The 24,242-nt window shown below is 60.6% G+C and carries 24 protein-coding genes; 16 read left to right on the top strand and 8 right to left on the bottom strand.

Going from position 1 to position 24,242, the window contains the following annotated elements:
- The first annotated feature begins 280 nt into the window (after positions 1–280).
- The 11 genes from RFER_RS16055 (at position 281) to RFER_RS16005 (ending at position 11,237) form a co-directional block, all read left to right on the top strand.
- Complete coding sequence (locus tag RFER_RS16055) at positions 281–1,210, top strand: branched-chain amino acid ABC transporter permease (RefSeq protein ID WP_011465444.1); 930 nt, start codon at positions 281–283, stop codon at positions 1,208–1,210.
- 15 nt (positions 1,211–1,225) lie between these two features.
- Complete coding sequence (locus tag RFER_RS16050; RefSeq protein ID WP_011465443.1) at positions 1,226–2,317, top strand: ABC transporter permease subunit; 1,092 nt, start codon at positions 1,226–1,228, stop codon at positions 2,315–2,317.
- Positions 2,314–3,084, top strand: a complete 771-nt coding sequence (locus RFER_RS16045; protein ID WP_011465442.1) for an ABC transporter ATP-binding protein — start codon at positions 2,314–2,316, stop codon at positions 3,082–3,084. The genes RFER_RS16050 and RFER_RS16045 overlap by 4 nt, the downstream gene beginning before the upstream one ends.
- A gap of 45 nt (positions 3,085–3,129) precedes the next feature.
- Positions 3,130–3,846, top strand: a complete 717-nt coding sequence (locus RFER_RS16040; protein WP_011465441.1) for an ABC transporter ATP-binding protein — start codon at positions 3,130–3,132, stop codon at positions 3,844–3,846.
- A 243-nt stretch (positions 3,847–4,089) separates the two neighbouring features.
- Positions 4,090–4,713: a Crp/Fnr family transcriptional regulator gene (locus RFER_RS16035; RefSeq protein ID WP_011465440.1), complete on the top strand. Its 624-nt coding sequence runs from the start codon at positions 4,090–4,092 to the stop codon at positions 4,711–4,713.
- 35 nt (positions 4,714–4,748) lie between these two features.
- Positions 4,749–5,798: an SPOR domain-containing protein gene (locus tag RFER_RS16030; RefSeq protein WP_011465439.1), complete on the top strand. Its 1,050-nt coding sequence runs from the start codon at positions 4,749–4,751 to the stop codon at positions 5,796–5,798.
- A gap of 161 nt (positions 5,799–5,959) precedes the next feature.
- On the top strand, positions 5,960–7,486 hold the full coding sequence (locus RFER_RS16025; RefSeq protein WP_011465438.1) for an ABC transporter ATP-binding protein: 1,527 nt from the start codon (positions 5,960–5,962) through the stop codon (positions 7,484–7,486).
- Positions 7,479–8,534 carry an ABC transporter permease gene (locus tag RFER_RS16020; protein WP_011465437.1) on the top strand — a complete coding sequence of 352 codons (1,056 nt, stop codon included), beginning with the start codon at positions 7,479–7,481 and terminating at the stop codon, positions 8,532–8,534. Before RFER_RS16025 ends, RFER_RS16020 begins: the two co-directional genes overlap by 8 nt.
- Positions 8,534–9,454 (top strand): ABC transporter permease, encoded by a 921-nt coding sequence (locus RFER_RS16015; RefSeq protein ID WP_041792585.1) that lies wholly within the window; start codon positions 8,534–8,536, stop codon positions 9,452–9,454. Before RFER_RS16020 ends, RFER_RS16015 begins: the two co-directional genes overlap by 1 nt.
- Positions 9,455–9,516: 62 nt before the next feature.
- Complete coding sequence (locus RFER_RS16010) at positions 9,517–10,680, top strand: BMP family ABC transporter substrate-binding protein (protein WP_011465435.1); 1,164 nt, start codon at positions 9,517–9,519, stop codon at positions 10,678–10,680.
- A gap of 248 nt (positions 10,681–10,928) precedes the next feature.
- Positions 10,929–11,237 carry a high-potential iron-sulfur protein gene (locus RFER_RS16005; protein ID WP_011465434.1) on the top strand — a complete coding sequence of 103 codons (309 nt, stop codon included), beginning with the start codon at positions 10,929–10,931 and terminating at the stop codon, positions 11,235–11,237.
- A 55-nt stretch (positions 11,238–11,292) separates the two neighbouring features.
- Here RFER_RS16005 and aroC read toward each other — a convergent pair whose 3' ends face one another.
- Complete coding sequence (gene aroC, locus RFER_RS16000; RefSeq protein WP_011465433.1) at positions 11,293–12,387, bottom strand: chorismate synthase; 1,095 nt, start codon at positions 12,385–12,387, stop codon at positions 11,293–11,295.
- 91 nt (positions 12,388–12,478) lie between these two features.
- On the opposite strand from aroC, the gene RFER_RS15995 reads away from it, so the two are divergent.
- Together RFER_RS15995 and RFER_RS15990 are read left to right on the top strand one after the other, a co-directional pair.
- Positions 12,479–13,780, top strand: a complete 1,302-nt coding sequence (locus RFER_RS15995; protein WP_011465432.1) for an O-acetylhomoserine aminocarboxypropyltransferase — start codon at positions 12,479–12,481, stop codon at positions 13,778–13,780.
- Positions 13,780–14,586 carry an alpha/beta fold hydrolase gene (locus RFER_RS15990; protein ID WP_011465431.1) on the top strand — a complete coding sequence of 269 codons (807 nt, stop codon included), beginning with the start codon at positions 13,780–13,782 and terminating at the stop codon, positions 14,584–14,586. Before RFER_RS15995 ends, RFER_RS15990 begins: the two co-directional genes overlap by 1 nt.
- 136 nt (positions 14,587–14,722) lie before the next feature.
- Here RFER_RS15990 and adk read toward each other — a convergent pair whose 3' ends face one another.
- From adk to RFER_RS15960, 6 genes are all read right to left on the bottom strand, one after another.
- Positions 14,723–15,379 carry an adenylate kinase gene (adk, locus tag RFER_RS15985; RefSeq protein WP_011465430.1) on the bottom strand — a complete coding sequence of 219 codons (657 nt, stop codon included), beginning with the start codon at positions 15,377–15,379 and terminating at the stop codon, positions 14,723–14,725.
- 119 nt (positions 15,380–15,498) lie between these two features.
- A complete protein-coding gene (gene kdsB, locus RFER_RS15980) occupies positions 15,499–16,272 on the bottom strand; it encodes a 3-deoxy-manno-octulosonate cytidylyltransferase (RefSeq protein WP_011465429.1) in 774 nt (257 codons plus the stop codon).
- Positions 16,269–16,451 (bottom strand): Trm112 family protein, encoded by a 183-nt coding sequence (locus RFER_RS15975; RefSeq protein WP_011465428.1) that lies wholly within the window; start codon positions 16,449–16,451, stop codon positions 16,269–16,271. The genes kdsB and RFER_RS15975 overlap by 4 nt, the downstream gene beginning before the upstream one ends.
- A complete protein-coding gene (lpxK, locus tag RFER_RS15970; RefSeq protein ID WP_011465427.1) occupies positions 16,432–17,499 on the bottom strand; it encodes a tetraacyldisaccharide 4'-kinase in 1,068 nt (355 codons plus the stop codon). Before lpxK ends, RFER_RS15975 begins: the two co-directional genes overlap by 20 nt.
- A gap of 468 nt (positions 17,500–17,967) precedes the next feature.
- Positions 17,968–18,396, bottom strand: a complete 429-nt coding sequence (locus RFER_RS15965; RefSeq protein ID WP_011465426.1) for an ExbD/TolR family protein — start codon at positions 18,394–18,396, stop codon at positions 17,968–17,970.
- A complete protein-coding gene (locus tag RFER_RS15960) occupies positions 18,393–19,025 on the bottom strand; it encodes a MotA/TolQ/ExbB proton channel family protein (RefSeq protein WP_041790884.1) in 633 nt (210 codons plus the stop codon). Before RFER_RS15960 ends, RFER_RS15965 begins: the two co-directional genes overlap by 4 nt.
- Positions 19,026–19,369: 344 nt before the next feature.
- Here RFER_RS15960 and xseA point away from each other — a divergent pair, with 344 nt between their 5' ends.
- From xseA to greB, 3 genes are read left to right on the top strand one after another with little or no spacing between them, the layout of a single operon-like run.
- A complete protein-coding gene (gene xseA / locus RFER_RS15955) occupies positions 19,370–20,716 on the top strand; it encodes an exodeoxyribonuclease VII large subunit (RefSeq protein ID WP_041790882.1) in 1,347 nt (448 codons plus the stop codon).
- A 50-nt stretch (positions 20,717–20,766) separates the two neighbouring features.
- Entirely contained in the window at positions 20,767–21,348 is a 582-nt protein-coding gene (locus RFER_RS15950; protein ID WP_011465423.1) for a superoxide dismutase, read from the top strand.
- 47 nt (positions 21,349–21,395) lie between these two features.
- Positions 21,396–21,959 (top strand): transcription elongation factor GreB, encoded by a 564-nt coding sequence (gene greB / locus RFER_RS15945; RefSeq protein ID WP_011465422.1) that lies wholly within the window; start codon positions 21,396–21,398, stop codon positions 21,957–21,959.
- A 14-nt stretch (positions 21,960–21,973) separates the two neighbouring features.
- On the opposite strand, the gene RFER_RS15940 is transcribed toward greB, so the two are convergent.
- Positions 21,974–24,193 carry a RelA/SpoT family protein gene (locus tag RFER_RS15940; protein ID WP_011465421.1) on the bottom strand — a complete coding sequence of 740 codons (2,220 nt, stop codon included), beginning with the start codon at positions 24,191–24,193 and terminating at the stop codon, positions 21,974–21,976.
- Positions 24,194–24,242: the final 49 nt, after the last annotated feature.

Below are 24,242 nucleotides of genomic sequence, written 5' to 3'. Positions count from 1 at the left end.
CCACGCACGGGTGGCTTTGCGCGCAGTGCCTTTATTAGTCGTTCTTATCGATTCACTCTTAGGCTGATCTTTGAGGAAATCAAGGGTAAACCCATACCAATGACCTCCTTAGCAGGGGTTTTTCGGTGACTACAATTGCGTCCACCAAACTGCCGGCGTTTCAATGTTGGCAGGTTTATTGCTTGAAGACTTAGCAAAGCTCACAAGGCGGTAGCGCTTGTCAACCAAGTGGCTGACGAAAGTGGCTAATTCACGCGACGGTCAAAAATCGGAGAAGTTTATGGATACCTTCATACAGCAGATCATCAATGGTCTGGTGTTGGGCAGCATGTATGCCTTGGTGGCGCTGGGCTACACCATGGTCTACGGCATCATCGGCCTGATCAACTTTGCGCACGGCGAGGTACTGATGGTTGGCGCCCTCACCAGTTGGACCATCATTGGCTGGATGCAGGAGGCCATGCCCGGCACGCCGGGATGGTTGATTCTGCTGATCTCCCTGATCATTGCCTGTGTGGTGTCGGCGACGCTCAATTTTGTGATTGAAAAGGTGGCGTATCGGCCACTTCGGGACAGCCCCCGGCTGGCGCCCCTGATCACGGCCATCGGCATGTCGCTGTTGCTGCAGACCTTGGCCATGATCATCTGGAAGCCCAATTACAAACCCTACCCGACCTTGTTGCCGCGTACACCGTTCGAGATCGGCGGCGCGGTGATTACGCCGACCCAGGTGCTGATTCTGGGCATGACGGTGGTGTCGCTGGCCGTGCTCATGTGGCTGGTCAACTACACCAAATTAGGTCGCGCCATGCGGGCCACGGCCGAGAATCCACGCGTGGCGGCGCTAATGGGCGTCAAACCCGACCTCGTGATTTCTGCCACCTTCGTGATTGGTGCGGTGCTGGCGGCCATTGCCGGCGTGATGTGGGCTGCGAACTACGGCACGGTGCAGCACACCATGGGCTTTTTGCCGGGTCTGAAAGCCTTCACAGCAGCCGTGTTTGGCGGTATTGGTAATTTGGGCGGCGCTGTGCTGGGTGGCATCTTGCTGGGTCTGATCGAATCCCTGGGTGCCGGCTACATTGGCACGGTGACGGGTGGCGTGCTGGGCAGCCACTATTCCGATATTTTTGCCTTCATTGTGCTGATCTTTGTGCTGACCTTGCGACCCTCGGGCTTGCTCGGTGAGCGCGTGGCAGATCGTGCCTGACCCCCGAGGAACATCATGAAACAACAACAGAAAATCGTTGTCTTCCTGTTGGCAGCCGTCGGCCTGCTGATATTGCCGCTGATTCTGCAGAGCTTTGGCAATGCCTGGGTGCGCATTGCCGACATGGCACTGCTCTATGTGTTGCTGGCCCTGGGGCTCAACATTGTGGTCGGCTATGCCGGATTGCTGGATCTGGGTTACGTCGCCTTTTTTGCCATTGGCGCCTATATGTATGGCTTGCTGGCGTCGCCCCACCTGACCGAGACTTTTGCCTGGATTGGCGCGATGTTTCCGGATGGTTTGCATGCGCCGATATGGGTTGTGATTCCAGCGGCGGCCGGTCTGGCGGGTTTTTTTGGCTTGCTGTTGGGTGCACCCACGCTGCGCCTGCGCGGCGACTACCTGGCCATTGTTACCTTGGGGTTTGGCGAGATCATCCGGGTGTTCCTGAACAACCTGGATCATCCGGTCAACATTACCAATGGCCCCAAGGGCATGAGCCAGATTGATTCCCTGAGTTTCTTTGGGCTCAACCTGGGGCGAACGCTCGACATCGGCGGCTATGAGTTGAATTCTGTGTCCCTTTACTACTACCTGTTCCTGGCGCTGGTGTTGTTCAGCGTGCTGATCTCGCATCGGTTGCAGCTCTCGCGCGTGGGGCGGGCCTGGATGGCCATTCGTGAAGATGAAATAGCCGCCAAGGCCATGGGCATCAATACCCGCAACCTGAAATTGCTGGCTTTCGGCATGGGCGCCACCTTTGGCGGCGTCTCAGGCACCATGTTTGCTTCTTTCCAGGGCTTTATTTCGCCTGAGTCTTTCAGTCTCATGGAGTCGGTCATGATTGTGGCCATGGTGGTGCTGGGCGGCATCGGGCATTTGCCAGGTGTCATTTTGGGCGCAGTGCTGCTCTCCGCTCTGCCGGAGGTGTTGCGCTACGTCGCCGGGCCCTTGCAGGCCATGACCGGTGGCCGGCTGGATTCGTCGATTCTGCGCCAGCTCCTGATTGCCCTGGCCATGATCAGCGTCATGCTGGTGCGACCGCGCGGCTTGTGGCCGTCACCCGAGCACGGCAAATCCTTGCAGCAGAAGGGAGAAGGCGCATGACAGATACCGTACTCAACGTCGCCAACGTTTCCAAACGATTTGGCGGCCTGCAGGCTCTGAGCGATGTCGGCATCCAAATCAAACGCGGCCAGGTTTACGGCCTGATCGGCCCCAACGGCGCCGGCAAAACCACGTTCTTTAATGTGCTCACGGGCCTGTATGCGCCTGACAGCGGCAGCTTTGAGCTCGCTGGCAAGACGTACCAGCCCAACGCCGTCCATCTGGTGGCCAAGGCGGGTATTGCACGCACCTTCCAGAATATTCGCCTGTTCGCCGAGATGACCGCGCTGGAGAATGTCATGGTCGGACGTCACGTCCGCACGCATTCGGGCCTGCTCGGGGCCATCTTCCGCACACCGGGTTTCAAGAGAGAAGAAGCCGCGATTGCCGAACGTGCGCAGGAGTTGCTGGACTATGTCGGCATTGGCAAATTGGCCGACTACAAGGCCCGCACGCTGAGTTACGGCGACCAGCGCCGCCTTGAAATTGCCCGCGCGCTGGCGACCGATCCGCAACTGATTGCCCTTGATGAGCCCGCCGCCGGCATGAACGCAACCGAAAAGGTCTTGTTGCGTGAGCTGATCGACAAAATTCGCAATGACAACCGCACGATCTTGCTGATTGAGCATGATGTGAAGCTGGTGATGGGTTTGTGCGACCGTGTCACGGTACTGGACTACGGCAAACAGATTGCCGAAGGCACGCCGGCCGATGTGCAGCGAAACGAAAAAGTAATTGAGGCCTATCTGGGCACCAGTGGGCACTAGTCAGTTGGGGGCAGCGCTAAAAGTCTGTCCCGCAAGGAAATAACGATGGCAAAAACTCTTCTCAAAGTAACTGGTCTCAAAGTAGCTTACGGCGGCATCCAGGCCGTCAAAGGCATTGACTTTGAAGTGCACGAGGGCGAACTGGTCTCGTTGATCGGCTCCAACGGCGCTGGCAAAACCACGACCATGAAAGCCATCACCGGCAGTTTGCCGATCAACGATGGCGATATTGAATACTTGGGCAAAAGCATTCGCGGCCAAGGCCCCTGGGACTTGGTGAAACAGGGCCTGGCCATGGTGCCGGAAGGGCGTGGCGTCTTCACCCGCATGACGATTATTGAAAACCTTCAGATGGGCGCCTACATCCGTAACGACAAGCCCGAGATACAGGCTGATATTGACAAGGTGTTCACCATCTTCCCGCGCCTCAAAGAGCGCCGTGATCAACTGGCGGGTACCTTGTCTGGCGGCGAGCAGCAAATGCTGGCCATGGGCCGCGCCTTGATGAGCCGCCCCAAAGTGCTGCTGATGGACGAGCCTTCCATGGGTCTGGCACCGATCATGGTGGACAAGATTTTTGAAGTGGTGCGTGATGTCTACGCACAAGGCGTGACGGTGTTGCTGGTGGAGCAAAACGCCAGTCGGGCCTTGGCCATTGCCGACCGCGGTTACGTGATGGAGTCCGGCATCATCACCATGTCGGGCGATGCCAAAACCATGCTTCACGACCCGAAAGTGCGCGCTGCTTATTTGGGTGAGTAAACCCAAGCGATCTGGCACAGCCTATTTATTTATAAGAAATCAGGCTGTAGCCCCGTCCAATAAGCCTTTATTGCTACTATTTAGATAGCTTTTTGCTCATTAAGCGGGACCTGCCCCACGCGAGGCAGTGCTGGGCCACGGGCTCAGATTCATCGCCTTGACTTGCTCAACCGCCATTGTTTCCGTGGGGTTGTTTGATTTCGCTCAAGTTCATGAGGTGTTGAGCGCGGCACAGTGTGGCCCATGCTTTCTATTCATACTATTGCCCGGGCCGTTAAGCGAGAAGTTGCTGCTCGGGGTGCGCTCTTGCTCAGGCGCGCCAATCTCTCGCCGTGGGTCACTTATGTGGAGTCGGGGCGTGTGGCCCTGGGCGTCATGGACGGTGACGTCATGGAGCACCAGTTGGGTGTGGTTGAAGGCCCTTGCTGGCTGGAGGCGACGTCTGCCGTGCTGAACCTGCCGCATGCCGTCGATGCGGTCGCAGAAACTGAAGTTATTTTGCGCCGTGTGCCAGTGGCTGAATTTCTTCGTTCGCTGGCTACGATGTCGATGTCAGCTCAGACGGTCTTGCGCGACGTCGCCAAGGCGCACCGCCAGCAAACCGAATTGGCGATCAGCCGCCTGGCCAAAGATGCCGAGGCGCGCTGTGCCGAGTGGCTGCTGCAGCATGCCCAGACGGGCGACCGAGGCGTGTTGGCGGTGCTGTTGCAGCAGCGCAAGCGATCGGTTGCAGCACAGTTGGGCATTGCGCCTGAGACATTTTCCCGTGTGTTGCGCCACATGCGTGAGCGCAGCCTGATCAGCGGTTCGGGCCGCACCTTGAATCTGGTGGATCCGGGCGGGCTTCGGTTACTCGCTGGCGTCTGAATCCGACCGGCGCTGCAGTCATGCCAGAATAATGCATGACCAGCCCCACCACGTTTGCTTCCCCTGACATCACCGTGCTGGACCGGTCGCCGGAGAATGCCACCGCCGCCCTGTACCGCGCCGCCATCGGACCGATCAACTCTGGCTATTACGTCCCTGTCTTTGTGCGCTTTGAGGCGGTCGGGCGCGCGGGCCCAAGCTGGAACTGGGCGGCCAGCCTGTACACCCTGAATTGGATGATTTTCAGGCACCTGTGGGCCGCGGCAGGCGTCTATGTCACGCTCGTGCTGGGTCTGTTTCTGCTGGTGTTCGGCATGGGCCGCCTGCTGTTGCACGGCTCTGAGGCGGTCGACCTGGTTTTGATGGTGGTGTGCTGCGGGCTCAGCTACGTGCTGCCAGGCGTCTTCGGGAATGCCATTTTTCATGCCAAGAGCCGCCAGAAAATGGCCGCTGCGTTGTCCGCCACCCCGACGCTGGCAGATGCCTGCAAGCGATTGAACCAGCAGGCCAGTTCCCGTCAACGCTTTCTCCGGCTGGCATCGGCTAATTTGGCGCTGGCGGCCATTGCCGCACTGGCTTATGTCGCGTGGCCAACAGCGACCATGAGACCGGTCAGCCCGGCGGCAATCCCCGTCATAGGCAATCTCGCGTCGCCTGTGCCAGCGCCAGTTGTTGCCGTCCAATCTATCAATATAGACGCAGTTCCAACGGCAACGGCAATGCCAACGCCGACTCCGGCTGCATCCCTTGTCGCTGGCGAGCCTGCATCGGTGCCGGCAGGGGGCAAACTGATCGTGCCGCTGGCCAAAATCGTCACGGCAGCGGCTAGCGTCACACCACAGAACCCGACTACTTTGCCAGTGACAGGGCAACGCTACTTCATCAATGTTGGTCTGTTTGCGAAAGACCGCAATGCGCGCAACGCTTACGCGAAATTGCGCGCAGCAGGTCTGCCCGCCTTCAAGCAGACGCTTAAAGGCCGCACCCGCGTGCGCGTTGGACCCTTTGCCACCCAGGTCGGGGCCGATGCAGCGGCCGAACAAATCCATGCACTGCAATTGGACGCTGTGGTGTTTCAACTCTAGCGGGGCAGAACGCTCACCCAGGAAAATGGCTGCTGCGGCGCGTCAGTGGCTTTTTGACGTGCATGGCAGGTTGAGTCGGAATTCATTGTCAGTGCCTGTGAAGTTCTCGTGGCACGTGGCTAAGGCAAAATGGGGGTTGGAATATTAAGATCACCAGCAGAATGACCCCTCCTCGACTTCATCTTGCAGGTATCACTAAAAGCTATCCCGGTGTCGTCGCCAACAGCGATGTCTCTCTGACCGTCATGCCGGGCGAGACCCACGCGGTGCTGGGTGAAAACGGCGCCGGCAAGTCAACCCTGATGAAAATCATCTATGGCGCGGTCAAGGCCGATGCCGGCACGATGATGTTCAATGGTCGCTCGGTGCACATCCGGAATCCGCAAGAGGCGCGCGCCCTGGGCATCAGCATGGTGTTTCAGCATTTCAGCTTGTTTGACACCATCACCGTGGCTGAGAACGTCTGGCTCGGTTTGGGCAAGCACTTGAGCTTGGCGCAGGTCACACACAGCATCACCACCAAGGCGCAAGAATACGGGCTCGACATCGACCCCGCGCGACCGGTGCACACCTTGAGTGTTGGCGAGATGCAGCGGGTTGAAATCATCCGCGCCCTGCTGACCAACCCGCAGTTGCTGATACTCGATGAGCCCACCTCGGTGCTCACGCCGCAAGCCGTGGAGAAGCTGTTTGTGGTGCTGAAAAAGCTCGCCAGTGAGGGCTGCAGCATTTTGTACATCAGCCACAAATTGCACGAAATCCGCGAGTTGTGCAATGTCTGTACCGTGCTGCTGGGTGGCAAAGTCACCGGGGTGTGTGACCCGGCCCAGGAGACCAACGCCACTTTGTCGCGCCTGATGATCGGTGCCGAGTTGCCCCAACTCGTGCGGCACGAGCCCAAGCTGGGGGCGCCGCTGCTACGGGTGCAAGACCTCACGCTGGCTCGCGCCGACCAGTTTGGCGTGGACCTGGACGGCATCACGCTGGAGGTGCGCGCGGGCGAGGTGGTGGGTATTGCCGGCGTGTCCGGCAACGGCCAAAAGGAATTGCTCTACGCCTTGTCGGGTGAAGATGTGCGTGCCAGGCCGGGGTCGATGCTGATGGGCGACGTTGATGTGTCGCGCCTGCACCCGGGTGGACGGCGCAAGTTGGGCTTGCATTTTGTGCCTGAAGAGCGACTGGGTCGCGGTGCCGTGCCCGAGTTGGGGCTGGCGCACAACCTGCTGCTCACGCGCCATGAATCCATTGCCTTTCCGCACTTTGGCGGGGGCTGGATCAGGGTTGCACAACTTGAGGCGCAGGCATCAAGCATCATCAGACGGTTCAACGTCAAGGCCAGCGGCCCACGCGCGGTGGCGCGGTCCTTGTCAGGTGGCAATCTGCAGAAATTCATCGTCGGTCGCGAAATTGATGCGAATCCCAAGCTGTTTGTCGTGTCGCAACCCACTTGGGGCGTCGATGTGGGGGCAGCGGCGCAAATTCGGGCCGAAATACTGGAACTGCGCGATGCCGGCTGCGCCGTGCTGGTGCTGAGCGAGGAGTTGGAGGAACTGTTTGAACTCAGCGACCGCCTGCATGTGATGGCCCTGGGCCGACTGTCTCCCTCGCTGCCGATTGGGCAGGCCACGGTGGAAAAAGTAGGCGAGTGGATGAGCGGCTTGTGGGATATGGAGGTGGTACATGCTTAGGCTCGAAGCCAGACCACAACCTTCTGCGCCGTGGAGTTATGCCTCGCCCGTGCTGGCATTGCTGGTGACCGTGATGATCGGTGTCCTGCTGTTCACGGCTCTCGGCAAGGACCCGGTGAGTGCGCTCAGCGTATTTTTCTGGGAGCCCATCAGAAGTGCTTATGCACTGGGTGAATTGGCCGTCAAGGCCACACCTTTGTTGCTGATTGCGCTCGGCCTGGCGGTGTGTTTCCGCTCCAATGTCTGGAATATCGGCGCCGAAGGGCAGTATGTGCTGGGCGCCATCGCGGCCAGCGGCGTGGCTTTGCTGGCCAACAAGAGCACGGGCGGCTGGATTGTGCTGCCCATCCTGGTGGCCGGTGTATTGGGGGGGATGTTCTGGGCCGGCATCACTGCCTGGTTGCGTGACCGCTTCAACGCCAACGAGATTCTGGTGAGCCTGATGCTGGTGTATGTGGCAGTGCAGGTGCTGAGCTACCTGGTGTCGGGGCCCTGGAAAGACCCGCAGGGCTATAACTTTCCGCAGAGCAAGACCTTCGATCTGGTCACCCGCATCCCGCGTTTGTTTGAGGGCTCGCGCGTCAGCATTGGTGTGTTTCTGGCGCTGCTGGGTGTGGTCGGAACCTGGATATTCTTGTTTCGCACCCGCGCTGGTTTTGCCCAGCAGGTTGGGGGGCTGGCCCCGGCCGCCGCCCGCTATGCCGGGTTTTCTTCGCGCCGGGCGCTGTGGGTGGCGTTGCTGGTGTCGGGCGGCACGGCCGGCTTGGCCGGTGCGCTGGAGGTGGCGGGTCCCATTGGTCAGCTGACGCCCTATGTGCCGGCCGGTTACGGCTTTGCCGCCATCATCGTCGCTTTTGTGGGGCGTCTGCATCCGGTGGGTATGGTGTTGTCGGCCATTTTGATGAGTATGTTCTACATCGGCGGTGAGCTTGCGCAGTCGCGCCTGGGGCTACCCAAGTCGCTCACGGGCGTGTTTCAGGGCTTGTTGCTGTTCTCCTTGCTGGCGTGCGACACGTTGGTGAATTACCGCTTGAAGTGGGGTAAATGATGGAGTCTTATGCACTGCTGATGGCGGCCACCCTGAACGCGGGCACCGTGCTGGCGCTGGCGTCGCTGGGCCTGTTGATCAATGAAAAAGCGGGCATTGTCAATCTGGGCGCGGAGGGCATGATGTTGTGCGCTGCCATTGCCGGTTTTGCGGCTGTCGTCTATTCGGGCAACGACTGGCTGGGCTTTGCTGCCGGTATGGGCGCGGGTGCCTTGCTGGCCCTTGTGTTTGGTGGTCTGGTGATCTGGCTCAATGCCAACCAATATGCCACTGGTCTGGCGGTGAGCTTGTTTGGCACTGGCTTTTCTGCTTTTGTGGGTATCGGCTACGTACAGGAAAGAATCCCGCCGCGCCCCAGCTTTGCCATTCCTTACCTGTCGGATATTCCCTGGTTTGGCCCGGCTCTGTTTCGGCACCATCCGCTGGTGTACCTGACGGCTCTTTTTGCGCTCGGCCTGATCTGGTTTTTGTACCGCACTCGCCCCGGTCTGATTTTGCGCAGTGTTGGCGAAAACCCGGAATCCGCGCACGCACTGGGCTACCCGGTGCGCCGTATCCGTCTCGTGGCGGTGGTGGCCGGGGGCGCATTGTGCGGACTGGCTGGCGCCTACATTTCGATTGTGTACACCCCGCTGTGGGTGGAAGGCATGGTGGCAGGCAAAGGCTGGATTGCCTTGGCCTTGACCACATTTGCCACCTGGCGCCCCGCACGCGTGCTGCTGGGTGCGTATCTGTTTGGCGGCGTGACCATGTTGCAGTTTCACTTGCAGGGAATCGGGGTGGAGGTTCCCAGCCAGGTTCTGACCATGCTGCCTTATCTGTCAACCATTCTGGTGCTGGCGCTGATCTCGCGCAATCCGCAGTGGATTCGCATCAACATGCCGACTTCGATTGGCAAGCCGTTCTACCCGGATTCCTGATTTTCCCGGTTCATAATCGGATTTTTTTACCCGTCACCCACTTCGCCAAAGAAAGAATTGACATGACCGACCTGCAAAAACGCTCACTGCTAAAAATCGCCGCACTCACTGCCATCGCTTCGGCTGCGCTGATGGGCTGCGGCAAAAAGGAAGAGCCCGCACCCGTTCCGGCGCCGGCACCGGTTGCCTCGGCACCCGCGCCAGCGCCCAAGCCTGAGCCCTTGAAAATTGCGTTTGCCTACGTCGGCCCGGTGGGCGACGGTGGCTGGACCTTTGCGCATGACAACGGCCGCAAGGCGCTGGAAAAAGAATTTGGTGACAAGATCAAAACCTCGTATGTCGAGAGCGTGCCAGAGGGCGCCGACGCTGAACGTGTGCTGCGCGACATGGCGGGTCAAGGCAATAAGCTCATCTTTGGGACCACTTTTGGCTACATGGAGCCCATGCTTAAAGTGGCAGCCGACAACAAAGATGTCAAGTTTGAACATGCTACGGGCTACAAGCAGGCCGAGAACATGCGCACCTACGACAGCCGCACTTATGAAGGTGCCTACATGGCCGGCGTCATCGCTGGCAAGATGACCAAGACCAATACATTGGGCGTGGTGGCATCGGTGCCAATTCCAGAAGTGATCCGCAATATCAACAGCTTCACACTGGGTGCCCAGTCGAGCAATCCCAAGATCAAGACCAAGGTGGTGTGGGTGAATGGCTGGTTTGACCCGCCGAAAGAAACCGAAGCCGCCACCAGCCTGATCAATGGCGGCGCCGACGTGCTGTTCCAGAACACCGATTCGCCGGCTGTGCTCAAGACCGCCGAGGCCAAAGGCAAGCGCGCCTTTGGTTGGGATTCCGACATGACCGCTTACGGCCCCAAAGCGCACCTGGCATCGAGCGTCATCAATTGGGGCCCTTATTACATCAAGGCCACGCGTGAAGCGCTGGAAGGCAAGTGGGTCGGTGGTGGTCATTCCTGGTGGGGCGTGAAAGAGGGCGCGATTGACATCGTGTCGATCGCTGAAGATGTGCCCGCTGAGACCAAAGCCAAAGTGGAAGAAGTCAAGAAGGGTCTCGCTGACGGCAGTTTCAGCATCTGGAAAGGCCCCATTACCGATAACACCGGCAAAGTGCAGGTCGCCAAGGATGCGGTGGCCGATGACAAGTTTCTCGGTGGCCTGAACTTCTTCGTCAAGGGCGTTGAAGGCAAGGTGCCTGGCAGCAAGTAATCTGCTGCGCAGTATTAAGGAAGCCGCCTGCGGGCGGTTTCTGCGTTTTGGTGCCGGTTTGAAGGGATGGCTGCGGACGCGCACCGTCTTGAAAGTGAGTCTGGCGGGCAGGCCCCGGTCGATTGATTCAAAAGGGTATTGGTGAAAACGCGGGTCGATCGAAAGCGGCGAGTCGATAGAATCACGCGGTCCAAGAAGTTGTCAAGGGGCAACGTCCGGCAAATATCTAACCACTTAGGAACTATCTCATGAGCAACCGTCGCGAATTCATTGTTCAACTCAGTTTGGGCGGCAGCGCCCTGGTAGGCGCTAATGCCTTCGCCGCTGACCTTCCCATGGTTGCCGACACCGATCCCCAAGCCAAGGCGCTGGGCTATGTGGCAGATACCACCAAGGCGGACGCTAAAAAATTCCCGAAACACGCGGCCGCCCAGCAATGCGGCAACTGCGCGCTATACCAAGGTAAGGCGGGCGCTGCATCGGGTCCTTGCCCGCTGTTCGCCGGCAAGCAAGTGGCCGCCAAGGGCTGGTGCAGCGCTTACGCCAAAAAGGCATAACCCACCGGTCGGCGATGCCAATATCGCCCGAGCGCATGGTCAGGCACCGTGCGCGCTAAATCGACGCCTTGATCGGTTTCAAGTTGACGGTTACGTCACCGCATTGCGCCCGCTGGCGCAATGCATGGTCCATGACCACCAGCGCCAACATGGCCTCGGCAATTGGGGTGGCTCGAATGCCGACACAGGGGTCATGACGGCCTTTGGTGATGACTTCAGTGGACTGGCCCGCCATGTCAATCGATTCGCGCGGCGTCAGGATCGAACTGGTGGGTTTGATGGCAATCGACAACTCCAGGTCTTGCCCGCTGCTGATACCACCCAGCACGCCACCGGCATTGTTGGACTTGAAGCCCTTTGGCGACAGTGAATCACCATGGCTGCTGCCATGCTGCGCCACGCTGGCAAAACCGGCACCAATTTCCACCCCTTTGACGGCATTGATGCCCATCATGGCGTAAGCAATGTCTGCATCCAACTTGTCAAAGAGAGGCTCCCCCAGACCGACCGGCACGTTCGACGCCGAGACGCGAATGCGGGCGCCGCAGGAGTCGCCCGCCTTGCGCAGGACTTCCATGTAGCTTGCCAGCGCGGATACGTCGGCAATCGGTGCAAAGAAAGGGTTGTCAGGCACAAAATCCCACGACTCAAAAGTAATCGGCAGCTCGCCGATCTGCGTCATACAGCCCCGAAAAACCGTGCCATAGTGCTCAAACAGCCATTTCTTGGCCACCGCACCGGCGGCCACCATAGGTGCTGTCAATCGAGCCGAAGAGCGTCCGCCCCCGCGCGGATCACGGATACCGTACTTTTGATAATAGGTGTAGTCGGCATGGCCCGGGCGAAAGGTTTGAACGATGTTGCCGTAGTCCTTGCTGCGCTGGTCGGTGTTTTTGATCAGCAAGCAGATCGGTGTGCCGGTGGTTTTGCCCTCATACACACCGGACAGAATTTCGACTGCATCAGGCTCATTGCGCTGCGTCACAAATTTAGAAGTACCGGGGCGGCGCCGATCCAGGTCGGGCTGGATGTCAGTGACGCTCAAGGTCATGCCTGGCGGGCAACCGTCAATCACGCAGCCAATGGCCGGGCCGTGGGATTCACCAAAGTTGGTGACCGCGAATAGTTTTCCAAAAGTGTTGCCGCTCATGGCGGGAGATTATCCCAGACCGTCACCCCTTGTGCGATCGAACTTGACCGGATAATGCGAGCTTACCTTCGCAAGCTTCACAAGGAAAACCATGCCTGGCTATTCAGACCCCGGTTTTGACACGCTGGCGCTGCACGCCGGCGCCGCCCCGGACCCCGCCACCGGTGCGCGCGCGGTGCCGATTCATCTCACCACATCATTCGTGTTCGAGTCGAGCGACCACGCCGCCGCCCTGTTCAACCTGGAACGTGCCGGTCACGTCTACTCGCGCATCAGCAACCCGACCAACGCGGTGCTGGAGCAGCGCGTTGCCGCGCTCGAAGGCGGCATCGGCGCCATCACAACCGCCAGCGGTCAAGCTGCGCTGCACCTCAGTATTGCCACGCTCATGGGCGCGGGCTCGCACATTGTGGCCTCCACGGCGTTGTACGGCGGCTCCCAAAACCTGCTGCACTACACGCTACGCCGCTTTGGCATTGAGACGACTTTCGTGAAGCCGGGTGACATCGACGGCTGGCGCGCCGCCGTGCGGCCGAACACCAAGCTTTTTTTTGGCGAAACCGTGGGCAACCCCGGGCTGGAGGTGCTGGACATCGCGACCATCTCGGCCATCGCCCACGAGGCGGGCGTGCCGCTGCTGGTGGACTCGACCCTCACCTCGCCCTGGCTCATCAAGCCGTTCGACCATGGCGCCGATCTGGTCTACCACTCGGCCACCAAATTCCTGAGCGGCCACGGCACGGTGATCGGCGGCATTGTGGTGGACGGCGGCACATTCGACTGGGACAAATCCGGCAAATTCCCGGAACTGACCGAACCCTATGCGGGCTTTCACAACATGGTGTTCAGCGAAGAATCGACCGTGGGCGCCTTCCTGTTGCGCGCCCGGCGTGAGGGCCTGCGCGACTTTGGCGCCTGTCTGAGCCCGCATTCCGCGTGGCTGATTTTGCAGGGAATTGAAACCCTGTCGCTGCGCATGGAACGGCACATGAGCAACACGCGCAAAGTGGTGGAATTCCTGGCCAGCCAGCCGTTTGTTGCGCGCGTCGGCCACCCGCTGCTGGACAGCCACCCGAGCCACGCGTTGGCGCAACAGCTGTTGCCGCGCGGGGCCGGCTCGGTGTTCAGTTTTGACCTCAATGGCAGTCGCGAGCAGGGCAAGAAGTTCGTCGAAAGCCTCAAGGTCTTCAGCCACCTGGCCAACGTGGGCGACTGCCGCAGTCTGGTGATTCACCCGGCCAGCACGACGCACTTTCGCCTGAGCGACGAGGCGCTTGCCGCAGGCAGCATCACGCAGGGCACGATCCGCCTGTCGATCGGCCTGGAAGACCCGGATGACCTGATTGACGACCTCAAGCGGGCGTTGAAAACGGCAGAAAAGGCAGGTGCATGATGGAACTCACCGTCAACGGCCACAGCACCTATTGCTACACCGGTGGGAAGACTTTCGATGCCACCCAGCCCACCGTTATCTTCATCCACGGCGTATTGAACGACCACAGCGTGTGGATTTTGCAGACCCGCTACCTGGCCCATCACGGCTGGAACGTGCTCGCTGTGGATCTGCCGGGTCACTGCCGAAGCGCAGGCGACCCACCGGCCACGGTGGAAGACGCCGCCGACTTTGTCATCGCCCTGATGGATGCGGCGGACCTGGACAAGGCCGCGCTGGTGGGCCACAGCTTTGGCTCCCTGGTCGCGCTGGAAGCCGCCGCCCGCGCACCGGAACGCGTTAGCCAATTGGTGCTGGTGGGCACAGCGTTCCCCATGAAGGTGTCGCCCGCCCTGCTGGAATCCTCGTTGAAGGAGCCTATGCGCGCCCTGGAGATGGTCAACATCTTTTCACGCTCAACCCTGGCGCCGCCGCCATCGGCCCTGGGGCCGGGCACCTGGGTGTATGGCGCGTCCATGGCGCTGGGGCGCCGGGTGCTGGCCAGCAACCCCCGCGTCAACCTGTTTCATGCCGGTTTCAAGGCTTGCGACAGCTACAGTCATGGGGAGGCGGCGATGGCGCAGGTGCAGTGCCCGGTGCTTTTTGTGTTGGGCCGCGTCGATCAGATGACGCCACCCAAAGCGGCGCAGGGTCTGATTAAAAAGGCGTCAAATGCCCAAGTGGTTTACCTGCCCGGCGGGCACCACCAGATGAACGAAACGCCCGAGCCGATGCTGGCGGCGTTGAACGGGTTTTTGAAATCGTGAGGCGTCTGGGGGTGTCAATGACTGCAACGCCGCAAAGGCGATGTTCAGGGGCGCGCCTGTTTTTCCCTCGCGCGGGCTTGGCCTAAAAAATGACACCCCAAGGGGCGCCAGGCCCTGTTTGACCGAAGCTGAGGCTTTAACCAGCGAGCGCCGCAAAGGCCCGTGCTGTGATCTCATCCACACCGCCGGTGCCGCTGATCGCGCGGTATTTGGGTGCGGCAGCCGGTTCAGCCTTGGCCCAGTTGCTGTAGTAATCCACCAGCGGACGGGTTTGCGCGCTGTACACCTCCAGCCGCTTCTTGACGGTCTCTTCCTTGTCGTCGTCGCGCTGAATCAGGGGCTCGCCGGTGACGTCGTCCACGCCTGCCACTTTAGGCGGGTTGAACTTGACGTGGTAGGTGCGACCGGAAGCCGCGTGGGAGCGCCGGCCGCTCATGCGCTCGATGATGGCGTCAAACGGAACGTCGATTTCCAGCACGTAATCAAGTTTGACACCGGCGGCTTTCATGGCGTCGGCCTGCGGAATGGTGCGCGGAAAGCCGTCAAACAGGAACCCGGCCGCGCAGTCACTCTGGGCGATGCGTTCTTTCACCAGGTTGATGATCAGGTCGTCGCTGACCAGACCGCCCGCGTCCATCACCTTTTTGGCTTCAATGCCCAGCGGCGTGCCGGCCTTGACCGCGGCGCGCAGCATGTCGCCGGTTGAAATTTGCGGGATGCCGTATTTCTGGCAGATGAACGTGGCTTGCGTGCCTTTGCCGGCGCCGGGTGCGCCCAACAGGATGAGTCTCATGGTTTTCCTTTGATTTGCTGAAAATCAGTTAGCGCCCCCCGCCTGGCTTTCAAGTCAACCGGGGTGCCTCGTTTGCGTGCAAGAATAGCATGCGTCAAGGTCGCTCTGGCTGACGCCGATCAAGCACCGAACAGGTGACGCACACGCTCCAGGTCCTCGGGCGTGTCCACGCCCGGGCCGGGTGCGTGGGGTGCGATGTGGACGGCAATCCGGTAGCCGTGCCACAGGGCGCGCAGTTGCTCCAGCGATTCCGTGATTTCGATCGGGGCCTGCGCCAGGGTCGGGAAGCGGCGTAAAAAGCCGACCCGGTAGGCATAGAGGCCAATGTGGCGCAACGGGGGAGGGCTGGGCAGCGCAGCGCTGTCGTTGGCGCTCAGGGGCTGGTCGCGCCAACAGGGAATCGGGGCACGGCTGAAATACAGCGCCAGCCCTTGGGCGTCGAGTACCACCTTGACGACGTTGCGGTTGTTGAATTCTGCTTCACTATTTATAGCGTGTGCCGCCGTGCTCATGCTGGCTGCAGGCTGATTGAGAAGAAGGCCGGCGACGGCGGCGACCAGTGACGGGTCAATCAGTGGTTCGTCGCCCTGCACGTTGACCACGATTTCGTCGTCGCCCAGCCGGAGCAAATCACAGGCCTCGGCCAGCCGGTCGCTGCCAGAGGGGTGGTCGGTGCGGGTCAGCACGGCCTCGATGCCGTGGACCTGGCAGGCTTCGATGATCAGCGGGCTGTCGCCCGCCACCACGACACGTACACGGCCAGCGAGGCCGGCACCGGACAGCACCCGCTGCGCCACCCGCACCACCATCGGCGCCCCGCCAATGTCAGCCAGGGGCTTATTCGGCAGGCGGGTCGACGCCAGCCGCGCCGGGATCAGGACGGTGAAAGTCAAAGACCGAGTTCCTCGTCGCTCAGCGTGCGGGCTTCGCTTTCCAGCAGGATCGGAACGCCGTCGCGCACCGGGTAGGCCAGCCGCGCGCTGCGGGAAGTCAGTTCCTGCTTCTCGCGGTTGTATTCGAGTGGCCCTTTGGTGACCGGGCAAACCAATAATTCAAGTAGTCGTGTGTCCATGGGCTAATGATAGCGTTGGCGAGGGATCTGTCGGCAGCAGGCGGTCGAGGCGGGCGTCGAGTTGCGCCAGAAAGGCGGGCTCTGGCGTGACGACCAGCGGCACGGCCAGGGCATCAGGTTCTAGCGGCCACAATTTAACCGCATCTTTTTCGGTGCAAATCAGGGTGTAGCCCTCGTAGTCATTGTGTGACCAGCTATCAAAACCGTAGTGGTCCGGCAGCGCGAGGGTGCGTGCCAAGGTCAAGCCCTGGGCGCGCAGCATGGTGAAAAAATTTTCCGGCTTGGCAATGGCGGCCAAAGCCAGCAGGGGCTTGTTGCACAGGCAGGTTGGGCCAGCCAGATCGCCGAGTGCCTGCTGGCTGCCGTCAGCCATCAGCGCGTAGCGGCTGAGCGTGCGCTGGGCAGAGAAACCGGCAAAAGCGGGCGGTGTGCCGGTGTGCAGCACCAGGTCCACCGCGCGCGGCCAGGGTTCACGCAAGGGGCCGGCGGGCAGCAAAAAGCCATTGCCGACGCCGCGCTCGTCAAACACACAAATCTCCAGGTCGCGCTGCAGGCCCAGGTGTTGCAAGCCGTCGTCACAGACGATGACCTGCGTTTGCGCGTAGCGCGCCAGCAGCGCGCGAGCGGCGTCAACCCGGCGGCTGGCGACAAACACGGGCGCGGCCGTGCTGCGCTGGATCAGGGCCGGCTCGTCGCCGACGTCGGTAATCGCGCTGTCAGAACACACCTCGCGGCAGTCGTGGGTCTGGCGGCCATAGCCGCGCGAGATCACCCCCACTTGCAGGCCGCGCGCCTGCAAGTGCCGCACAACCATCATGACCACCGGGGTCTTGCCAGCGCCGCCCGCCACCACATTGCCGACCACGATCACCGGGACCGGCACGCGCTCTGATTTGAAGATGCCTGCCTGGTACAGACTGCGGCGTAACTTGACCAGCACGCCATACAGCAGCGAGATGGGCCACAACAGCCAGGCCAGCCAGCCGCGGTGTGTCCAGGCGCGGGTCAGGTGTTGTTGCCAGGTTGAAGATTGGGTTGGCTGGGTCATGATTCAGCCTCCCTGTGATTGGTGGCGTTCTTGTTTTTATGCGCTGGATTCCCCCCCCTATCCCCCCCGCCCCTTTCCACCCCCGCCGGGGCGGAAAGGGGAGCCAACAGCCACATTTGGCCTTGCTTCTTAAGGTGGGACGTACACGCGCAAATTGGCGTTGAGGCAGCAAGTGACGCAACTGACTTGAGCGTTTCGTTCCTGCATTGCGGCCTCTTGGAGGCCAGCGCGCCATCAAGAACAAATTTCCCATCTTTAAAGACGCGGCCACATGAGGCTCCCCTTTCCCGCCCGGCGGGGCGGGAAAGGGGCGGGGGGGTATGGGTGGGGGAAAGAACGTTCAAAACTCCATCCCAGTCAAGACAACCGAAAAGTCTTTTTTCATTGTCATTACAGATCAGGAAGCAAGTTTTGCGCAAGCGCCGCAAGTCCGGGACGACAACGGTTTTTCTGTAACCACTTTCTCTCTCAGTTGCCCCTGGCATGCGCCGTCGACTGGGTGGCGAAGGTGATTTGGCTCAGCCCGGCGCGTCGGGCCGCTTCCATGACCGTGATCACGTCCTGGTGCCGGGCACTGGCGTCGGCATGGATGATCACCACCGAGTCCTTGCCCGCTTTGGCACCTTCGCTCAGGGCGGCGGCGACGATGTCCACGCTGCGGCCCGCCACGGGCGTCTTGTTGACGGTATACGCTCCTTCGCTGCTGACGCTGACCAGCACCTCCCTGGGGTAATCGCGCTGGGCTTCGGTGTCAGCCACCGGCAGCTTGAGTTGCAGTTCGGTGAACTTGCTGTAGGTGGTGGAGAGCATCAAGAAAATCAGCACCACCAACAACACGTCAATGAACGGGATCAGGTTGATCTCGGGCTCTTCCTTTTGACGCGGACGGAAATTCATGGCTTGCGTAATGTGTTGAGGTGGCGTGCCAGCCGCTCCGACGCCAGTTCCAGCGTCAGCAGGTACTCGTCGACGCGCGCCCGGAAGTAGCGCCAGAAAATCAGCGACGGAATGGCCACGATCAGGCCAAACGCGGTGTTGTAGAGCGCAATCGAAATGCCATGCGCCAGTTGCGCCGGGTTGCCCCCGGTCGCGCCGCCGGGCGTCGACTGCGAGCCAAAAATCTCGATCATGCCCACGACCGTGCCAAACAAGCCCATCAGCGGCGCCGCCGAGGCAATGGTGGCGAGCGCGTTCAGGTATTTTTCCAGCCGGTGCGCGACCAGGCGACCGGTGCTCTCCATGGTGGAGCGCAGCTCGTCCTCGCTGCAACGCGGGTGGCTGTTGAGCGCGCGCAAGCCGCTGGCCAGCACTTCACCCAAGGCCGAGTTTTGCGCCAGCTGATTCACGACATCGGGCGTCGGCACCACCGTGCGCGTGATGGTGAGTACCTCGTCGAGCAATTGGGGCGGTGCGATTTTGATCGTCTTGAGACTGACAAAGCGCTCAATGACGAGCGCCAGGGCCAGGATAGAGCAGGCAACCAGCGGCCAGATCGGCCAGCCTGCGGCTTGTATGATTGAAAACAAATGGGGTCTCCGCGCAGATGAAATGCCGCGCAATTATGGCGCACGTCCCAAGTCTTGGACTTCATCCGTCTGGGAGACTTATTCCACGGACGGGTGTCTGCCCCGATCACCCACAAAATCTGTGGATAACTTTGTGCAAAACTGGCTACTGAAGTGCCACCGAGCCGCATGGGCTGGGGCTTGCGACAGATCGATGACAAATTAGGCAGTGAAAAATACAATGAAATCAATAAATTGCATCAAAGTATCCGGCGCTCCAGGGGGCTTTCAAAATGGCAACGAACAAGGCCTGCCATTGTGGAGCATTCCCCTGTCACAGCCCGACGCCAGCGGTCGTTTTCTTCATGTTTGAAACCGACAACCCCGCCATGACGCCCCGCGTCTGGCAAATTGGCGCGCTCTGCCGCGCCATCGCTGCTGCGCTCGATTCCCGTTTTAACCCGGTCGTCGTGCGCGGCGAATTGTCGGGTTTCTCGCGCGCGTCGAGCGGGCATTGTTATTTTTCCCTCAAGGATGAAAGTGCGCAGGTTCGTTGCGCCATGTTTCGCCGCGCTGCCAGCTCGCTCGACTTTTCGCCGCGCGACGGCGAACTGGTCGAGGTGCGTGGTCGTCTGGGGGTCTATGAGCCGCGTGGCGATCTGCAATTGATTGTGGAGAGCATGAGCCGGGCCGGGCAGGGTGCGCTGTTTGAGCAGTTTCTCCAACTCAAAGCCAAGCTGGAAGCCCAAGGGCTGTTCGCTGCCGAGCGCAAACGCCAGCTACCCGTTTTGCCGCGTGGCATTGGCGTGGTGACGTCGCTTGGTGCGGCCGCTTTGCACGATGTGGTGACGACCCTGCAGCGGCGCGTGTCGCACATCCCGGTGGTCATTGCGCCAGCCACGGTGCAGGGCAGCAACGCACCCGGCGAGTTGATTCAGGCGCTATTAAATTTATATCGGCTTACGCAGGAAGGACGGGGGCTAGAGCCTGATTTTACTAAAAAGACAAAGAAGAAGGGCGAGTCCGCCGCACCCTGCATCGATGTCATTTTGCTGGTGCGCGGGGGCGGTTCGATGGAGGATTTATGGGCCTTCAACGACGAGCAACTGGCGCACACATTGGCGCAAAGCCCGGTGCCCATTGTTTGCGGCGTCGGCCATGAAACCGACTTCACCATCGCTGATTTTGTGGCCGACCTGCGCGCGCCAACACCCACCGCCGCGGCCGAGTTGGTGGCGCAGCCGCGTCAGCTCTGGCTGGGCGCGCTTGATGCGGCGGCGCGCCGCCTGCAGGATGCCGTGCTGCGCCGCCTGGATCAGCAAAGCCAGCGTCTGGATCTGACAACGTCGCGCCTTGGGCGACCGTCGGCGCTGGTCGGGCGTCAAGGCCTGCGCCTGGGCGCTAGCGCGCAACGGCTGCAACTGGCATCAACCCATTTTGTGCAGCAAAGACAGCAAGCCTTGCTGCGGCAGCAGGCGGCTTTGCCCACGGCGGCGCAGCGCGGCCTGCAGCGCCAGGACGAGCGTCTGCAGCGCGCGGCATTGCGGCTGGGCCTGCTCGACCCGCACCTGGTGCTTGCGCGCGGCTACGCCTGGTTGAGCACGCCGGACGGTGTCGGCATCAGCAGCGTGCAGCAAACCTGGCCCGGTCAGGCCGTGCGGGCCACCCTTGCCGATGGCGCGGTTGATTTGACGGTGACCCCCTCGATTTGAGCAAAGTTTCTACAATTGCCGATCTCCAACAACCAACTCACGAGGACATCATGGAACATAAACTGCCCGCCCTGCCGTACGCGATTGACGCGCTGGCCCCCGCCTACTCCCAGGAAACGATGGAGTACCACTACGGCAAGCACCACAACGCCTATGTCGTGAATCTCAACAATCTGCAAAAAGGCACTGATTTTGAGAACATGTCGCTCGAAGACATCATCAAACAAGCCAGCGGTGGCATTTACAACAATGCCGCGCAAATCTGGAACCACACCTTTTTCTGGAACGGCATGAAGCCCCAGGGCGGCGGTGAGCCCACCGGTGCGCTGGCAGCCGCCATCAACGCCAAATGGGGTAGCTACGTGGCGTTCAAAGAAGCGTTCGTCAAGTCGGCCGTGGGCAACTTTGGCTCCGGCTGGACCTGGCTGGTGAAAAAGGCCGATGGTTCGGTCGATATCGTCAACATGGGTCCGGCGGGCACCCCGCTGACCAGCGCCGACAAGGCGCTGCTGACGGTTGATGTGTGGGAGCACGCCTATTACATTGATTACCGCAACCTGCGCCAGAAATACGTTGAAGTCTTCTTTGACAAGCTGGTGAACTGGGGTTTTGCGCAAGCCAATTTCGCCTGAAGTCGGCTTGACCTGAATCACCGGCTGGGCCCGCCGGTGGTGCTGCCATGAACAAAGCTTTCACCAAAGAAACCGATGACGCCGACGAGGACGACGCGCCATCGCCATCGCCTTCACTGCCCGCAGGTGGCAAAAATTACATCACACCGCAAGGGTATGCCCGCTTACGCGGCGAACTGCTGGACTTGATCGATAACCAGCGGCCTCAGGTGGTGGAGGCGGTTTATTGGGCCGCCAGCAACGGCGATCGCTCTGAAAACGGCGACTACATCTATGGCAAAAAACGCTTGCGCGAGATTGACCGGCGTATCCGTTTTTTGACCCAGCGGCTTGAAATCGCGCAAGTCACCGACCCGGCGCTGCACCACGGCAGTGAGCAGATTTTCTTTGGTGCGCATGTGACGTATGTCGAGGCCGCAGGCACGGCGCGCAGCGTCACCATTTTGGGCATCGATGAGGCCGACAGCGCCCTGGGCCAGGTCAGTTGGGTGTCGCCGATTGCCCGCACCCTGCTGCAAGCCCGTGTTGGCGATGAATTGCAGCTGCTGACGCCAGTCGGCCGGGTCGAGATTGAGGTGATTGGCGTCGACTATCCGGCGCCAGATGCTTGAGTTGCTGCAACGATCTATTGGGTGACTTTGGACCGTTGCGCTTTGAGCACGGCATGTGTTCTTCTGAGATTGCCCAAGGCGGTTTCAAGCTGTTTGCTGTCACGCACGGCAATCACAAAACGCAAGTCAGTGGCGTCCTGCGCGGCTTCATCTTCCATGTCAATGTGCGTGATGTCGACCTCGGCAGCGGCGAGGGCGGCAGCGACCCGGGCCAACACGCCGCGGCCATTGACGACCGTCACCCGCACCTCGGTTTCAAAGGGGCGAACCGGGTCGTCCGACCACTGCACGTCAATAAAGCGCTCACTGTCATTGAGTTTGAGCTTTTGGGCTACCGCGCAGTCCGCTGCATGCACCAGCAAACCCTCGCCGCGTCCCAGGTAACCCACAATGGCGTCGCCCGGCACCGGTCCGCAACACGGCGCGAAACGGATGGAGGCGTTTTCGCTGCCATCGAGCACGACGCCGCCTTGTGCTACCGCCTCGTTCGTGGTGTAGCGCTCGCGCGTGAGCAACAAGGCGTCCGGCTTTTCGCCCCGGTCGGTCAGCAAGGTCAGCAAACGCTTGGCAACGATGCTGGCAATGCGTTTGCCCAAGCCAAGGTCCAGGAACAGTTCGGACATGCTCTTGTTGCCGGTAAAACGCAGTAACTTCTCCCACAGCAACCGATTGCTGCCGGTGTCGTCCGGCAATTTTTCAATGCCTTCGGCGCGCAGCGCCTGCGCCAACATCTTTTCGCCCAGGTCCTCAGACTCGGTCTGGGCCAGCGTCTTGAGGTGCTGGCGAATTTTTGAGCGGGCGCGCGCAGTGCGGACAAACCCGAGCCAGGCCGGATTGGGGGCGGCGCCCGGCGCGGTGACAATTTCAATGACGTCGCCATTTTTGATCTCGGTGCGCAAGGGTACTTGTTCGCCGTTGATCCGCGCCGCCAGCGTGCGGTCGCCGACATTGCTGTGAATCGCGTAGGCAAAGTCCACCACCGTGGCCCCTTTGGGCAGTGCCATGATCTGGCTTTTGGGCGTAAAGACATAGACCGCATCCGGGAACAGGTCAACCTTGACGTGATCCCAAAACTCGGCGGCATCGCGTGTTTCATCTTCGATGTCAAGCAGCGACTGCAGCCACTTGGAGCCCAGCCAGTCGCCGGTGCCGGTGCCTTGCGGGGTGTTGACTTTGTACAACCAGTGCGCGGCAACCCCTGACTCGGCGACCAGGTGCATGGCCTCGGTGCGTATCTGAAACTCCACATTCACCCCGGACGGGCCGACCAAGGTGGTGTGCAGCGACTGGTAGCCATTGAGCTTGCCAATGGCAATGTGGTCCTTGAACTTGCCGGGCACCGGTTTGTAGAGCTGGTGCAAGGTGCCCAGCGCGGTGTAGCAGTCAATCACGCTGGGCACCAGAATCCGGAAGCCATAGATGTCCGTGACCTGGGCAAATGTGAGGTGCTTCTCCTCCATCTTCTTGTAGATCGAATACAAGGTTTTCTCGCGACCGGCGATGCGCACATCCATGCCACTGTTGGCGAAGGCGGTGTCGACTTCTTCCTGTACTTTTTGAATCAGATCGCGTCGACGACCGCGCGATTTGGCCACCGCCTTGGACAAAATGGCGTAACGCCAGGGCCGCAAATAGCGAAACGCCAGGTTCTGGAGTTCACGGTAGGTCTGGTTCAGACCCAGGCGATGCGCAATCGGGGCGTAGATGTCGAGCGTCTCGGTGGCAATTCGGGCCCACTTATCGCGCGGAGCGTCTGACAGCGTGCGCATGTTGTGGGTTCGATCCGCCAACTTGATCAGGATGACGCGCACGTCGCGCGCCATGGCCAGCAGCATTTTGCGAAACGACTCGGCCTGGTTTTCTTCGCGGGTACTGAAATGCAGCTTGTCGAGCTTGGTCAGACCGTCCACCAGCTCGGCCACGGGCGAGCCAAAGCGCTCGATCAGCTCAATTTTGGTGACGCAGCAATCCTCCAGCGCATCATGCAGCAGCGCCGCCATCAGTGCCTGGGCATCGAGCTTCCAGTCGGCGCATTGGGCGGCGACGGCAATCGGGTGGGTGATGTAGGGTTCACCGCTGTTGCGCAGTTGTCCCAAATGGGCTTGGTCGGCATAGCGGTAGGCCAGGCGCACCTGCGCCAGATCCGAGGCTGACAGGTAGTCGAGTTTGGCCGTCAGGCCGGCAAAACTGGCCGCGGCCGCGTTGACTGCTGCCGGGCTGGGCAAGTCGGCCACGGGCCGCGGCCCCGCCGCGGCTGGCTTCTTGCTGGAGTTGGGTTTGACA

Source organism: Rhodoferax ferrireducens T118, assembly GCF_000013605.1.
GTDB lineage: Bacteria > Pseudomonadota > Gammaproteobacteria > Burkholderiales > Burkholderiaceae_C > Rhodoferax > Rhodoferax ferrireducens.
Note: the sequence above shows the minus strand (reverse complement) of the source record. Positions and strands in the feature narration are given on the sequence as shown.